Raw genomic sequence first — 15,254 nt, 5'->3', positions numbered from 1 at the left:
ATAATGGAATCTCCAGGACCCGCATCTGAGGAGAATCGACACTCGTGGACATCAACGATCTCGGCAATGACATCGAAAAAGTACTCGTCTCGGAAGAGCAGATAGCCGCACGACTCGTTGAACTGGCCGCCGCCATCGATGCAGACTACAAAGACAAGGACATCCTCCTCGTCGGCGTCCTCAAAGGCGCCGTCATGGTCATGGCCGACCTCGCCCGCGCCCTGCACTCTCCTGTGACGATGGACTGGATGGCCGTGTCCTCCTACGGTTCGGGCACCAAGTCCTCCGGCGTTGTGCGGATCCTCAAGGACCTCGACACCGACCTCACCGATCGGCACGTCCTCATCGTCGAAGACATCATCGACTCCGGCCTCACTCTGTCCTGGCTGGTCCAGAACCTGCGCACCCGCGGAGCTGCCACCGTCGAGATCTGCACTATGCTGCGCAAACCCGAAGCCGTCAAGGTCGACATCGACGTCAAGTACGTCGGCTTCGACGTGCCCAATGAATTCGTCATCGGCTACGGCCTCGACTATGCGGAGAAGTACCGCAATGTGCCGTTCGTGGCGACCCTGGCCCAGCACGTCTACAGCTGAGTCCGCTGGCACCGCTTTTTACGCCCGCGGCGAACCCGGGCCGAGTCCGGGGTCTGTGACGGAATAGATTCGGCACGCATTCGGGCTATAGGGGTGCGAAGTACTAGGCTGTGGGGGATGTTCCCAGGCAGCCTCGGTAGCCTGAAACGGTTGCCCACATCTTTTTCCTGAGAGGACTTATGGCCGAGTCGAACAAACGTCGCCCCCTGCTGAACAAGGCGACGAAGGGCCCATTGGTCTGGATCGTCCTGGCGCTGCTCGTCGTATCGATCGGTGCTCTGCTGTTCAGTCAGTCCGGGTTCAGCCAGATCGACACCGAACAGGGTCTGCAGTTACTCAAGGACGACAAGGTCGAACAGGCCAAGATCGTCGACAAGGACCAGCGCGTCGACCTCACTCTCAAGGACGACTACAAGGTCGACGGCAAGGACTTCGGCAAGAAGGTCCAGTTCTTCTACGTCGAACAGCGCGGAGAGCAGGTCGTCAAGGCCGTCGACTCCGCCGGCCCGGACAAGGGCTTCACCGACGAGGTGCCCAAGCAGAGCTGGCTGATGTCGCTGCTGGGCACGCTCATCCCGTTCGTCATCATCTTCGTCGTCTTCTGGTTCCTCATCTCGCAGATGTCGGGCGGGAAGATGATGAACTTCGGCAAGTCGAAGGCGAAGCTCGTCAACAAGGAGAACCCGGACGTCACCTTCAAGGACGTCGCCGGAGTCGACGAGGCGCTTGAAGAGCTCGAAGAGATCAAGGAGTTCCTCGCCGAGCCGGAGAAGTTCAAGGCCGTGGGAGCGAAGATCCCCAAGGGCGTGCTCCTCTACGGACAGCCCGGCACGGGCAAGACCCTGCTGGCCAAAGCCGTCGCCGGTGAGGCCGGAGTCCCGTTCTACTCGATCTCCGGTTCCGACTTCGTCGAGATGTACGTCGGCGTCGGTGCCTCCCGAGTTCGTGACCTGTTCGAACAGGCGAAGTCGAACGCCCCCTGCATCATCTTCATCGACGAGATCGACGCCGTCGGCCGCCAGCGCGGCGCCGGAATGGGCGGCGGACACGACGAGCGCGAACAGACTCTCAACCAGCTGCTCGTCGAGATGGACGGATTCGACGTCAAGACGAACGTCATCCTCATCGCCGCGACCAACCGTCCCGACGTCCTCGATCCGGCGCTGCTGCGTCCCGGTCGCTTCGACCGGCAGATCCCCGTCGAAGCCCCTGATATGAAGGGCCGCAAGCACATCCTCGAGGTCCACGCCGCCGACAAGCCGCTGGCCGACGAGGTCGACCTCGGGCAGGTGGCGAAGCGGACCCCCGGATTCTCCGGTGCGGACCTGGCCAATGTCCTCAACGAGGCGGCCCTGCTCACCGCACGTGAGAATGCGAAGGTCATCGACAACCGGATCCTGGATGAGGCCATCGACCGTGTCATCGCCGGCCCGCAGAAGCGGACGCGACTGATGAACGACAAGGAACGCCTCGTCACCGCCTACCACGAGGGCGGGCACGCACTGGTCGCCGCGGCCATGAACCAGACCGACCCGGTGACGAAGGTGACGATCCTCCCGCGCGGACGCGCACTCGGCTACACGATGGTGCTGCCCAGCGAGGACAAATACTCGACGACCCGCAACGAGCTGCTCGACCAGCTCGCCTACGCCATGGGCGGGCGTGTGGCCGAGGAGATCGTCTTCCACGACCCGACCACAGGTGCCAGCAATGACATCGAGAAGGCGACGAACATCGCCCGGAAGATGGTCACCCAGTACGGAATGAGCGAGAAACTGGGCATGGTCAAGATCGGCGACGACCAGTCCGAACCCTTCGCCGGCCGCGGTTACGGCGGCGGCGACGAATACGGGGATTCGACCCTGTCCTCGATCGATCGCGAGGTCCGCGGTCTCATCGACTCCGCGCACGCCGACGCCTACTGGGCGCTGACGCACAACCGCGATGTGCTCGACAACCTCGCCTACCAGCTGCTCGAACGCGAAACGCTGGACCAGGCCGCCCTCGAGGAGATCTTCGCCCCCGTCGTCAAACGCGCCACCCGCGAAGTGTGGCTGGCCCACGACGATCGCCCCGTGTCCGAACGCGGCCCCATCGTTCCGCCCGCACCGCAGAGCGAACGCAGCGACGGTGAAGGATCGACCGGCGCCGAGGTGGACACCACCGACATCCCCGGAGCCGGACCCACGGGCGTCAGCGGACCCCACGTCCCGCACAACCCGCCCGGACCCGAGAACCCGAACGGCCCGACCGGCCCGACGGGCGGCCCCACCGGGGGACCGACCGGAGGACCAGGCACAAGCGGTCCGGGAACCGGGGGACCGGCGACGAATGACACGAACGAAGACAGAGGGAACAACGACTGATGGCCGATATCGAAGAGGTCTCCGCCGGTCTCGGCCCCGCCCCCGCAGGGCAGGACAACAAGGTCGACCAGGAGCGCATCGCCGCTGCCGTGCGTGAGATCCTCATCGCCGTCGGCGAAGACCCCGACCGGGAAGGTCTCGTCGAGACTCCCGGCCGGGTGGCTCGAGCCTATGAGGAGATCTTCGCGGGACTCCACCGCGACCCGGCCGAAGTCCTCGGCGTCACCTTCGACATCAGCCACGAGGAACTCGTCCTCGTCCGCGATATCGACCTCTACTCGACCTGCGAACACCACCTCGTGCCCTTCCACGGAGTCGCCCACATCGGCTACATTCCGAGCAAGAACGGCAAGGTCACGGGACTGTCGAAACTGGCCCGCCTCGTCGAGATCTATGCGCGGCGCCCCCAGGTGCAGGAACGCCTGACCTCACAGATCGCCGACGCGCTCGTCGATCATCTCGAACCGCAGGGCGTCATCGTCGTCGTCGAAGCCGAACACCTGTGCATGACCATGCGCGGAGTGCGCAAGCCCGGAGCCTCGACCATCACCTCGGCCGTGCGCGGGCAGCTGCGCGAAAGCGCCTCTCGAGCAGAAGCGATGAGTCTCATCCTCGGTCGCTGAGGCAGAACACGGATCACACAGCGATGGACGAAACAGCCGCTCAGACGACGCAGATCATGGGCGTCCTCAATGTCACCCCCGACTCCTTCTCCGACGGCGGGCTGTGGTTCGACCATGACCGAGCAGTCGCCCACGGACTCGAACTCATGGCAGCCGGTGCCGACATCATCGACGTCGGTGGCGAATCGACTCGTCCGGGATCGGCCCGCGTCGACGAAGCCGAAGAGCTGCGCCGAGTCGTCCCGGTCGTCCGTGAGCTCGCCGCAGCCGGAGCTGTCATCAGCGTCGACACGATGCGTGCCCGCGTCGCTGCAGAATCCCTGGCAGCCGGAGCTCATATCATCAACGACGTCTCCGCCGGACAGTCGGACCCCACCATGCTCAGCGTCGCCGCCGAGTCCGGAGCTCCCATCGTGCTCATGCACTGGCGCGGCTACCTCGATCAGGCTTCCGCAACGTTCCACTACGACGATGTCGTCGCCGAGGTGATCTCCGAGCTGCGCACCCGCATCGACGAAGCCATCGACGTCGGCGTCGAACCTGCGAATATCATCGTCGACCCCGGCCTCGGGTTCTCGAAGAACGCCGAACACAACTGGCAGCTGCTCTCCGCGCTCGACGAATTCGCCGCCCTCGACCACCGACTCCTCGTCGCCGCCAGCCGGAAGCGCTTCATCGCCTCCCTGCTCAGCCCCGACGACCCGAAACAGGCCGAACAGGCGGCGAAGGATCAGGCCACGGCCACGATCTCCGCGATCTCCGCACAGGCCGGTGCCTGGGCGGTCCGCGTCCACGATCCGGCCACCTCGGCGGTCGCCTGCAAGGTCATCGCCGCGGTCAGGGAACACTCCGCAGCAGCGGCACACCCGGCAGCGGACTCCGGGATTGAGGGAGCCGGGCGATGACCGGCGCAGAGGCGACTCCCGACCGCATCGAACTGCGCGGACTGACGGTGCGCGGAAACCACGGCGTCTTCGACTTCGAGAAACGAGACGGCCAGGACTTCGTCATCGACGTCACCCTCCACACCTCCGTCGCACGCGCCGCGGCCACCGACGACCTCGCCGAGACTATCCACTACGGCGAACTCGCCGAAGACGTCGCCGGAATCGTCGAGAACAACACCTTCGACCTCATCGAAACGCTGGCCGAACGCATCGCCGACCACTGCCTGAGCCTGTGCGAGCACGTCGAGGTCGTCGTCCACAAACCCTCGGCACCGATCCAACGGACCTTCGACGATGTGCGCATCCGAGTCGAACGCAGACGCGCCGACTCTGCCGCCTCCTCGGTGGGGGAGCCTGCAACGGCCGCGGACGCCACGCCCGGTTCAGGCGGCGAGGACGAGGACGGAGCCGAAGCGTATCTCAATCTCGGGGCGAACCTCGGCGATGCCGCGGACACCCTCGACCAAGCGGTTGCCGCCCTCGACCGGCATCCGGACATCACCGTCACCCGCCGGTCCTCACTCTTCCGCACCGCACCGTGGGGCGGAGTCGACCAAGCCGACTTCCTCAACCTCGGAGTGCTCGTGACGACCACATTGTCGGCTCTCGAACTGCTCTCCGTGGCACAGGGCATCGAAGTCGCCTGCGGGCGGACGCGCGAACTCAGGTGGGGACCCCGCACCCTCGACATCGACCTCATCCGCTTCGGAGACGAGGACGGGGAACAGCACAGCCGGACCCCGCGACTGACGCTGCCGCACCCGCACGCTCACGAACGCGCCTTCGTCCTCGCGCCATGGGCGGAACTCGTCGGAGACACACTCATCGACACCCCACAGGGGCGCCGCCCCATCAGCGCGGTCCTGGCCGAACTCGACGACCAGGACATCGCCCGGATCACCTCTGGATAACCGCCCGCGATCTGAGAGACTGGGAACCATGCAGAGAACCTCCTCGTCCACCCTCGCCGTCTGGGCCGTGATCGGCACGGTTCTCGCGATCGTGGTCGACGTGGTGCTCGAAAGCCAGGGGTTCTCACTGCCGGGACTGCCGTGGTTCGCCGTCGTCGGCATGCTCGTCCTCTCAGCCATCCTGTTCCTGCTCGGCTGGCCCATCAAGAAATGGAATGACGGGGACCGGACGAAGGAGATCGACCCGATCCAAGCGGCGAGAGTGGCGATCATGGCCAAGGCCAGCGCCCTGACCGGGGCCGGACTCTCCGGCTGGTATCTCGGCAACGCAGGGTACTACTTCCTGTCGGCGGCCGGGATCCGCAATGATCTGGCCGCAGGTATGCTTGTCGCAATGATCTCTGCCGCAGTGCTCATGGTCGTCGGTATGATCGTCGAGGGATTCTGCGAGATCCCACCCCAAGACCCGCCGGGAGCTGAAACAGCATGAACCGCGACCTCTCCTTCTCCATCGGAGCCGATGTGCCCTTCAACAGGGTGAGTCCGAAGTACGGGCTGAAAGAGGTTCTGGCGTCACTGACGCTGCTCGTCCCGCTGCTCATCGCCGGGCTGGTCTTCGCGATCATCTTCAACTCCGAGGTGCCCTGGCTGCACCTGACCTGGATCGCCGTCCTCGTCTACGGCATCATCTCGACGATCATCATCCTCCGTCAGGCTCGTGCCATCGGCTATGCCGAACGGGAGGACGACCTGCTCGTCCGTCGCGGCATCATGTTCCACCGCGCCACCGTCGTGCCCTACGGCCGACTCCAGTTCGTCGACGTCGACGCCGGCCCCATCGACCGCATGTTCGGTCTGGCCACCGTCAAACTCCACACCGCGTCGGCAGCCACCGACGCGACGATCCCCGGACTGCCCCGCGCCGAAGCCGATCGCCTGCGCGACAGCCTCGCCGGCCTCGGCCAGGCCAATCTCGCCGGGCTGTGACCATGAGCGACGCATCTTCACCCGGAATCCCGAACCCCGGCACCGAGGCGGCCGCACCGGAGGTCTGGCACCGCGTCCATCCGCTGACGCCGATCCTCGAGAGCCTCGCTGTCCTCGTCGGTATCTTCATCGCCGCGGCCTACGGTCTGCAGAACTTCTTCCAGAGCGCCGTCGAAGACCTCGCCTCCGGCCGGTCCGTCAACCTCACCTTCGCCGAATGGCTGGGCGCCCACCCGCTGGTGATCCTCGCCGTCGTCGGCGGAATCATTCTGATCCTGGTCCTCACCGCCTTCTTCAGCTGGCTGGCGTGGCGAGTCATGGGGTACCGGGTCGACGCCGAGGCGATCTACTACCGTCGGGGGCTGCTGTCGAAGAAGCTGCGCAAGGCCCGTCTGGACCGCGTCCAGTCGATCGACCTGCAGCAGAAGCTGCTGCCGCGCATGCTCGGCATGGCCGAACTCGTCTTCGATGTCGCCGGCGGCACTGACTCGAACATCTCCCTGAAATACCTGTCGAAGAAACGTGCCGAAGAGCTGCGCGATGAACTTCTCGCCGCGGTGAAAGCGAAGAAGAATGCATCCGCGACGTCTGCTACTGCAGAGTCTGGAGCGGAAGCCGGCCACGGTAGTGCCGAGCCCCATTCAGGCACAGGTACTGCGACAGGAGCCAATGCATCTGCGGGCGACACTGCACGCTTCGGCGCCGGTGGCCACGGCAGCCCGGACCCAGGTGCGGACGGAGAACAGCCGGGCATCGACCGCTCAGTGCCCGAACGCAGCGCCGACAGCATCGGAGTGCGACTGAGCAAGCGCCTGGGCGTCCTGGCCGACGATGTCTCCCACGAAGCGGAACGGAGCCTCAACGACCTGCTGGCTCCGTACAACCTCTCGGCCGATGTCGGCGAGGAGGGAGAGATCATCCGAGTGCCCGCCCATCGGGTCATCGTGTCCTCCCTGCTCAACACCGGAACGCTGATCTCCGTCGGCGTCATCATCGTCCTCGTCGCCATTGCCGTCGTGTTCCTCCTCGTCGGAATCGAGGAAGCCTTCCTCCCGATCCTCATCGGTGGATTGCCCGGCATCTTCGCCGCGTTCGCCGGGTTCAAGAAGAACCTCGACAATGCCAACTTCGTCGTCCGCATCAGCGAAGACGGATTGGCCGTCAGCCACGGACTCTTCTCCACCTCCCGCAAAGTCATCCCGCTCGACCGGCTCCAGGCCGTCTGCCTCCACCAGCCGCTGCTGTGGCGCTGGGCCGGCTGGTGGAGGGCCGAATACAACATCGCCAGCGACGGCGGAAAGAGCGACGAAAACCTGCTCCTGCCGGTCGGCGATATCGACCAGGCACTGCTCATGGTGGGTCTCGCTCTGCCCGATCCGCAGCTGCCCGAAGGCATCTCGGCCGACGGTCTCGTCCGGTCGGCCATGTATGACAGGAAGTCCACCCACCCGGACGCTGCGTCAGCGGAGGCGCTGTTCCACGCGCAGCCGCGCTCCTCGCGGATCCTCGACCCCCTCGTCTGGAGACGACGGGCCTATGCCCTCACCGAATCTCTGCTCGTGCTGCGCCTGGGAGTTCTCGATCGCCGGGTCGACTTCGTGCCCCACGTCAGGGTCCAGTCCCTGCGCTACTACCAAGGGCCGCTGATGAGGGCGCTGAAACTGGGCAGCGTGGCCGTGCACTCGACCGCCGGACCCATCACCCCGCTCGTGAAGCATCAGGACGCCGAAGACGCCAAACGCTTCTTCACCGAACATGCCGAACGTACTCGGATCGCCCGCCAACGCTTCGACGCCGCCGCGAAGTCGGCGCACACCGCCCCCATCGAGACCCACGAGGAAGACAACGGATGAACCAGGACGAGGCACCACGGCTGGGCATCGGAATCATCGGCTGCGGCCGAGTCGGAGCCAGCATCGGAGCGGCCTGGCGGCAGGCCGGTCACGCGATCGTCGGAGTCAGCGCCACCTCGACGGCCAGCCTCGAACGCGCGGAGGACATGTTGCCCGGAGTGCCGGTCCTCGACCCCGATGCGATCGCCGAACGCGCCGAACTCGTGCTCATCGCCGTTCCCGATGACGAGATCGCTCCCTTGGTCACGGGCCTGGCCAGCCTCGGCCGCATCCATGCCGGGCAGATCCTCGTACACTGCTCCGGCCGATACGGAACGGAGGTCCTCGAGGCCGGGACCCGCCTCGGCGCTTTGCCCATCGCTCTGCACCCATCCCTGACATTCACCGGCACCGAGGTCGATCTCAGCCGTCTGCGGCAGGCGACGATCGCGGTCACCGCGCCCGCGCCGATCCGTCCGGTAGGCGAGGCGCTCGTCGTCGAACTCGGTGCCGAACCGATCGACATCGCCGAGGCGGACCGTCCCCTCTACCACGCGGCCATCACCCACGCGTCGAACCATTCGATCACGATCCTCGCCGAGGCCATGGAGCTGCTCACCGAAGCAGGGGTCGCCGATCCGTCGGCCGTCCTCCGCACCCTCGTCGACGCCAGCGTCGCCAACACCATGCAGAACGGACCGAAGGCACTGACCGGTCCGATCAGCCGCGGTGACGTCGGAACAATCGAAGCGCACCTGGCGGCACTGAGCGAGTTCAGCCTCAGCCGATCGAATCCTGCCGTGCGCAACAGCTACATCGCACTCGCCCGATCGACGGCCGCGAAAGCACTGGCGATGGGACGGATCACAGAAGCCCAGGCACAGCAGATCCTGAGCGCTCTGGACTGACAGTCGAATTCCCCCGTACGGCCCGTCCACGGTAGCCTTGAAGCATGGCGAATACCGACTCGAAGACACCTGAGAACGCAGACCTTTCACCCGAACACCTCGATCCGGAACAGATCCGGATTCGAAAGGACAAGCGCCAGCGTCTCCTCGACGACGGAACCGATGCCTACCCGGTGACGGTGCCCCGCACCCACAGCCTCGCCGAGGTCCACGCCACCCACGATGGACTCGATGCGGGGGAGGAGACCGAGGCTGTCGTCGGCGTCATCGGCCGAGTCGTCTTCGTCCGCACCACCGGCAAACTCTGCTTCGTCACACTGCAGTCCGGTGACGGCACCCGCCTGCAGGGCATGCTCTCGCTGCGCGAAGTCGGCCAGGAGCGCCTTGATGACTTCAAGACCGACGTCGACCTCGGCGACTTCCTGTTCCTGCACGGAAAGGTCATCAAGTCCAAGCGCGGTGAGCTCTCCGTCCTCGCGGACTCCTGGACCATGGCGTCGAAGGCCCTCCGCCCGCTGCCCGGACTGCACACCGAACTCGCCGAGGACACCCGCGTCCGCCAGCGCTACCTCGACCTCATCACCCGCGAGCAGGCTCGGGAGACGATGCTCACCCGTGCCAAGGTGATGTCGTCGCTCCGGAAGACCTTCGCGGACCAGGACTTCGTCGAGATCGAGACGCCGATGCTGCAGACCATGCACGGCGGTGCCTCGGCACGCCCGTTCAAGACGCATATGAACGCCTACGACATCGACATGTACCTGCGCATCGCCCCGGAGCTGTTCCTCAAGCGGGCGGTCGTCGGCGGAATCGAGAACGTCTTCGAGATCAACCGCAACTTCCGCAACGAGGGTGCTGACTCCACTCACTCCCCGGAATTCGCGATGCTCGAGGCCTATCAGTCCTTCGGCGATTACCATTCGATCGCCGATCTCACGAAGACCCTCATCCAGAACGCCGCCCAGGAAGCCACCGGATCGCTCGTCGTCACTCTCGACGACGGCACGGACTACGACTTCGGCGGAGACTGGCCGGTCGTGAGCATGTACGACTCCCTGTCCGAGCTGTCCGGCGTCGAGGTGACCCCGGAGACCGGACTGGACGTCCTCGATAAGATCGCCGCCGACAACGGCGTCGACATGGGCGGAGTCTTCCGCTCACACGGAAAGTACGTCGAAGAGCTGTGGGAGCACTTCTACCAGGACAAGCTCTGGGCTCCGACCTTCGTCACCGACTTCCCGGTCGACACCTCACCTCTGGTGCGTGAGCACCGGACGAAGAAGGGCGTCGTGGAGAAGTGGGATCTGTATGTGCGCGGCTTCGAGCTGGCAACCGGCTATTCGGAGCTCGTCGACCCGATCATCCAGCGTCAGCGTTTCGAGGCTCAGGCAGCGGACGCCGCTCGCGGTGACGATGAGGCGATGGGCCTCGATGAGGACTTCCTCATGGCGATGGAGCACGGAATGCCGCCGACCGGCGGAATGGGCATGGGACTCGACCGTCTGCTCATGGCGCTGACCGGTTTGGGAATTCGTGAAACCATTCTGTTCCCATTCACCAAGCCTTTGGCTTCTTCGCAGGAGGACTCGGCTCAGGAAGGCTGATCTGATTATGTTGGATATCCTCAAAGCTCTGCTCCCGTCGATCTGTGTGGGATTGCTGTTCTGGTATGTGTTCCGGAATATCGTCCGCGCAGATCGCAATGAACGCGAACAGGTAGATAAATACTATTCAGAGATTGAAGTTAGCGAAGTCGACGATAATCCCCGAACGGATGTTAAGATGACAGCGACAAAATCCTCTGATTACGAAAAGAGTGAACATGGCAAGGGAAATGCGCCTCGTTCTCACGGATGATTTCGACGGAAGCGAAGCGGCGGAAACCGTTCGTTTCAGCCTCGACCAGGCAACGTACGAACTCGAGCTCTCAACCGAGAATGCCGACAAGCTCCGTGAGACGTTCGCCCCATTCATCGCCAAAGCACGTCGTGTAGCCAACACCGGTGGCCGTGGCCGCCGTGCGGGTTCGTCGGGCCCCAAGCGGGACACGGCGAAGATCCGCGAGTGGGCTCAGAACAACGGGTACCAGCTCGGTGATCGTGGACGGATCCCGCTGGAGATCGTCGAAGCATACGAAGCAGCGGAGAAGTAAGAGGCTCATTCGAAAGCCGATAACTTCCGATTAGGCCCGAGGGGCCAGCGAATTGATTCGCTGGCCCCTCGGGCATTTTGTGCTCGGCCTCGGTATTGTCAATTGCCCTCTTCCGGCGATGCGGCAACACAGCAGTGATGAAACATCACAGACAATTGCCAGGTGGAGAGTAGTTGAAAATCATATCGATTGATGGCGCAGCCAAATGATTCGATGAAGTTGCACATGAATCAAGGGAGCCTGCACTGCGGCTGAGGAAATGCCTGTGCTCATCGCACGGCTGTTGAAGTCGGTTCAGTTCTCCGGGTTCAATTGAGTTCGTGCCGCACTCATATGCTCCGGGTCTCCGGTCTGCAGAGCGAACAGCCCCAAATCGACGGGCGACGTCGAGTAGAGCTCGCCGCAGTGCTCTGCAAACCTGGGCCAGATCCGTCCGCCGGCTTCCACGTATCGCGCGATCGTGTTCTCGAACGCCGAGGCCGAGACACTGGCGTGATGGAACATGAAATCTCTGGCCGGATCGCCGATTGCAGCGGTCGTCCAGTCGAGGATGCTCAGATTGACCGGTCCGTCCATGAGCTGATGCGCCGGGTACACCTCGCCATGAGTCACGGTTGAGAATGACGGCCAATAGCTGTCATCGTCGAGCCACGCGGTCCACCGCCGGAGGAGGTTCTGCGCTACTTCGAACTCAGCGGCGACGTTCTCGATGTCTTCGCGCTTGCGCTGCCGGATCTCCGTGGGGGAGAACTCCGGAATGCCTGTGTCCCGAACGGCAGCCGGGTCGACGGTGTGAAGTTCGGCGAGGACCGATCCGAGCGATGCGGCATACTCGGGGGATTCGACATCGAAATGCCACTGCGGCTGACCACTGTCATCGATCGTCAGCCCGGGAGTGCCCGGCAGCAGCGGATAGGCGATGAGGTCCGTGGAGTGGATCTGCCAATTCGGGACCGCGACACTCATGCGCGGTGCGATGGCCTTGAGGAAGCGGCCCTCGACGGCGGCGCGGGCGGAGGCATCCGGACGCCGAGGTATCCGGAGCACCCAGGATCGACCGTCGACCGCCTCGGCGATGGCGACCTGGAAGTCGAGACCGAGCTCGTTGATGACGATGGAATCGGTGATGATGTCGAGACCGTGGGCCCGGGCCAGGTCCCGGATGATCGTGGGATCTGTGGGCATGTCTGCATCCTCTCTGACGTTGCTGTGTGGGTCTCGAGTCTAGAGAATTTCGCCCACAGCCAAACGGTTTCGGCTGATGGCGAAACCTGCAATAGAACCGCGGTCGTGGTGGTTAGGCTCAGGAGAATCAGAAGACCGAGGAGGATGAATATGTTCGAGCGGTTCACCGACCGAGCACGACGCGTCGTGGTGCTTGCGCAGGAAGAAGCGAAACTTCTCAAACACAACTACATCGGCACCGAGCACATTCTGCTCGGCCTCATCCATGAGGGTGAAGGTCTGGCAGCGAAGGCACTCGAGGGTATGGACATCTCCCTCGAGCAGGTGCGCGACCAGGTCCAGGAGATCATCGGTCAGGGACAGCAGGCTCCGAGCGGCCATATTCCCTTCACCCCACGGGCGAAGAAGGTCCTCGAGCTCAGCCTCCGTGAAGCACTGCAGCTGGGTCACAGCTACATCGGCACCGAGCACATTCTGCTCGGCCTCATCCGTGAGGGCGAGGGCGTTGCCGCGCAGGTGCTCGTCAAGCTCGGCGCGGACCTCGGACGCGTCCGCCAGGAAGTCATCAAGCTGCTGTCGGGCTACCAGGGCAAGGAGCCCGTGTCCGCCGGCGGCCGCGAAGAGGGAACTCCCTCGGGATCGCTCGTGCTCGACCAGTTCGGCACCAACCTCACCGCTGCGGCCCGCGAGGCCAAGCTCGACCCGGTCATCGGCCGGCACGAGCAGATGCAGCGCGTGATGCAGATCCTCTCGCGTCGCACGAAGAACAACCCGGTCCTCATCGGTGAACCCGGTGTCGGCAAGACGGCTGTCGTCGAAGGACTCGCACAGGCCATCGTCAACGGCGATGTCCCCGAGATCCTCGCCGACAAGCAGCTCTACACCCTCGACCTCGGTTCGCTGGTCGCAGGCTCCCGCTACCGCGGTGACTTCGAAGAGCGTCTGAAGAAGGTCCTCAAGGAGATCCGCACCCGCGGCGACATCATCCTCTTCATCGACGAGATCCACACCCTGGTGGGTGCCGGAGCCGCCGAAGGTGCGATCGATGCCGCTTCGATCCTCAAGCCCATGCTGGCTCGCGGAGAGCTGCAGACCATCGGTGCGACCACGCTGGACGAGTACCGCAAGCACATCGAGAAGGATGCCGCTCTCGAGCGCCGGTTCCAGCCGATCCAGGTTCCCGAACCGTCGCTGGCGCATTCGATCGAGATCCTCAAGGGTCTGCGGGACAAGTACGAAGCGCACCACAAGGTCACCGTCACCGACGGAGCCCTGGCAGCCGCTGTCAACATGTCCGATCGCTACATCAACGACCGGTACCTGCCGGATAAGGCGATCGACCTCATCGACGAAGCCGGTGCCAAGCTGCGCATCTCGCGTCTGTCGGTTCCCCAGGAGGTGCGTGACCTGGAGGAGAAGATCCTCGAGGCCCGCCACCGCAAGGAAGCCGCCATCGATGCTCAGGACTTCGAACTGGCAGCTTCGGAGCGCGATTCCGAGATGAAGCTGCAGAAGGAGAAGGAAGAGCAGACCGAGGCGTGGCGCAAGTCCGGCACCGACACCTCGAAGGTCGTCGACGCCGATCTCATCGCCGAAGTGCTCGCCTCTGCCACCGGCATTCCGATCTTCAAGCTCACCGAGGAAGAGTCCTCGCGTCTGCTGCGGATGGAAGACGAGCTGCACAAGCGCGTCATCGGTCAGGACGATGCGGTCAAGGCGATCTCGCGGGCGATCCGTCGTACCCGCGCCGGGCTGAAGGATCCGAAGCGCCCCTCCGGCTCGTTCATCTTCGCGGGCCCCACCGGCGTCGGCAAGACCGAGCTGGCCAAGGCTCTCTCGGAGTTCCTCTTCGGCGATGAGGACTCGCTCATCAGCCTCGACATGTCCGAATACTCGGAGAAGCACACAGTTTCGCGACTGTTCGGTTCGCCTCCGGGATATGTCGGATACGAAGAGGGCGGTCAGCTCACGGAGAAGGTCCGCCGGAAGCCGTTCTCGGTCGTCCTCTTCGACGAGGTGGAGAAGGCCCACTCGGACATCTTCAACTCGCTGCTGCAGATCCTCGAGGATGGTCGCCTGACCGACTCGCAGGGTCGTGAGGTGGACTTCAAGAACACCATCATCATCATGACGACCAACCTCGGTACGCGTGATGTTTCGAGCGGACTCCAGCTCGGATTCCAGGTCGAGGGTGACACGAAGACCAACTACGACCGGATGAAGCAGCGGGTCAACGAAGAGCTCAAGCAGCACTTCCGTCCCGAGTTCCTCAACCGTGTCGATGACACGATCGTGTTCCCGCAGCTGAGCATGGTCGAGATCATCAGGATCGTCGATCTCTTCCTCGAGCGTCTCGACGTCCGTCTGGCAGATCAGGGCATGAAGGTCGACGTCACGGCCAAGGCGAAGGATCTGCTCGCCGAGCGCGGCTACGATCCCGTTCTGGGTGCCCGTCCTCTGCGTCGGACCATCCAGCTCGAGATCGAGGACACTCTGTCGGAGAAGATCCTGTTCAAGGAGATCGGACGCGGCCAGACCATCAAGGTCGACGTCAAGGGCGAAGGAAAGGACGCTGAGTTCACCTTCGAAGGCATCGAGACCGAGAGCCTGAAGCCCGCTGAGGATGATGACAGCGAACTCGCAGGTTTGGGTTCGTCCGGTTCGAGCGGATCCTCGGAGACCTCGGTCTGACCGTTCATCACCTTCTCGGATGACGCCTAAGAGTCCGGGGAGTCGGCAGCAGCCGG

General features: G+C 63.9%; 13 protein-coding genes. 12 read left to right on the top strand and 1 reads right to left on the bottom strand.

The genetic code is table 11. The features are described from left to right. The first annotated feature begins 44 nt into the window (after positions 1 to 44). The 11 genes from hpt (at position 45) to HK108_RS06305 (ending at position 11,322) form a co-directional block, all read left to right on the top strand. A complete protein-coding gene (gene hpt, locus HK108_RS06355) occupies positions 45 to 596 on the top strand; it encodes a hypoxanthine phosphoribosyltransferase (RefSeq protein WP_139468656.1) in 552 nt (183 codons plus the stop codon). A gap of 179 nt (positions 597 to 775) precedes the next feature. After that, positions 776 to 2,962 (top strand): ATP-dependent zinc metalloprotease FtsH, encoded by a 2,187-nt coding sequence (gene ftsH, locus HK108_RS06350; RefSeq protein WP_139468655.1) that lies wholly within the window; start codon positions 776 to 778, stop codon positions 2,960 to 2,962. After that, a complete protein-coding gene (folE, locus tag HK108_RS06345; protein WP_172173815.1) occupies positions 2,962 to 3,585 on the top strand; it encodes a GTP cyclohydrolase I FolE in 624 nt (207 codons plus the stop codon). The genes ftsH and folE overlap by 1 nt, the downstream gene beginning before the upstream one ends. A gap of 23 nt (positions 3,586 to 3,608) precedes the next feature. After that, on the top strand, positions 3,609 to 4,490 hold the full coding sequence (gene folP, locus HK108_RS06340) for a dihydropteroate synthase (protein ID WP_219922242.1): 882 nt from the start codon (positions 3,609 to 3,611) through the stop codon (positions 4,488 to 4,490). After that, positions 4,487 to 5,443, top strand: a complete 957-nt coding sequence (gene folK / locus HK108_RS06335; RefSeq protein WP_181270898.1) for a 2-amino-4-hydroxy-6-hydroxymethyldihydropteridine diphosphokinase — start codon at positions 4,487 to 4,489, stop codon at positions 5,441 to 5,443. The genes folP and folK overlap by 4 nt, the downstream gene beginning before the upstream one ends. Positions 5,444 to 5,471: 28 nt before the next feature. Continuing rightward, positions 5,472 to 5,933 (top strand): DUF3180 domain-containing protein, encoded by a 462-nt coding sequence (locus tag HK108_RS06330; protein ID WP_181270897.1) that lies wholly within the window; start codon positions 5,472 to 5,474, stop codon positions 5,931 to 5,933. Beyond that, positions 5,930 to 6,430 (top strand): PH domain-containing protein, encoded by a 501-nt coding sequence (locus HK108_RS06325; RefSeq protein ID WP_139907231.1) that lies wholly within the window; start codon positions 5,930 to 5,932, stop codon positions 6,428 to 6,430. The genes HK108_RS06330 and HK108_RS06325 overlap by 4 nt, the downstream gene beginning before the upstream one ends. Before the next feature lie 2 nt (positions 6,431 to 6,432). After that, positions 6,433 to 8,283, top strand: coding sequence for a PH domain-containing protein (locus HK108_RS06320; RefSeq protein WP_181270896.1), 1,851 nt, complete (start codon positions 6,433 to 6,435; stop codon positions 8,281 to 8,283). Beyond that, positions 8,280 to 9,170, top strand: coding sequence for a Rossmann-like and DUF2520 domain-containing protein (locus HK108_RS06315; RefSeq protein ID WP_181270895.1), 891 nt, complete (start codon positions 8,280 to 8,282; stop codon positions 9,168 to 9,170). Before HK108_RS06320 ends, HK108_RS06315 begins: the two co-directional genes overlap by 4 nt. A gap of 44 nt (positions 9,171 to 9,214) precedes the next feature. Beyond that, positions 9,215 to 10,774: a lysine--tRNA ligase gene (lysS, locus tag HK108_RS06310; protein ID WP_181270894.1), complete on the top strand. Its 1,560-nt coding sequence runs from the start codon at positions 9,215 to 9,217 to the stop codon at positions 10,772 to 10,774. A 218-nt stretch (positions 10,775 to 10,992) separates the two neighbouring features. After that, positions 10,993 to 11,322, top strand: a complete 330-nt coding sequence (locus HK108_RS06305; RefSeq protein ID WP_092015973.1) for a histone-like nucleoid-structuring protein Lsr2 — start codon at positions 10,993 to 10,995, stop codon at positions 11,320 to 11,322. Between the two features lie 294 nt (positions 11,323 to 11,616). Here the strand turns inward: HK108_RS06305 and HK108_RS06300 are convergent, their stop codons facing one another. Continuing rightward, complete coding sequence (locus HK108_RS06300) at positions 11,617 to 12,507, bottom strand: macrolide 2'-phosphotransferase (RefSeq protein WP_181270893.1); 891 nt, start codon at positions 12,505 to 12,507, stop codon at positions 11,617 to 11,619. Positions 12,508 to 12,657: 150 nt separating this feature from the next. Between HK108_RS06300 and HK108_RS06295 the strand changes: the two genes are divergently transcribed. Next, entirely contained in the window at positions 12,658 to 15,198 is a 2,541-nt protein-coding gene (locus HK108_RS06295) for an ATP-dependent Clp protease ATP-binding subunit (RefSeq protein ID WP_181270892.1), read from the top strand. Positions 15,199 to 15,254: the final 56 nt, after the last annotated feature.

This window comes from Brevibacterium sediminis, assembly GCF_013623905.1.
Lineage (GTDB): Bacteria > Actinomycetota > Actinomycetes > Actinomycetales > Brevibacteriaceae > Brevibacterium > Brevibacterium sediminis.
Note: the sequence above shows the minus strand (reverse complement) of the source record. Positions and strands in the feature narration are given on the sequence as shown.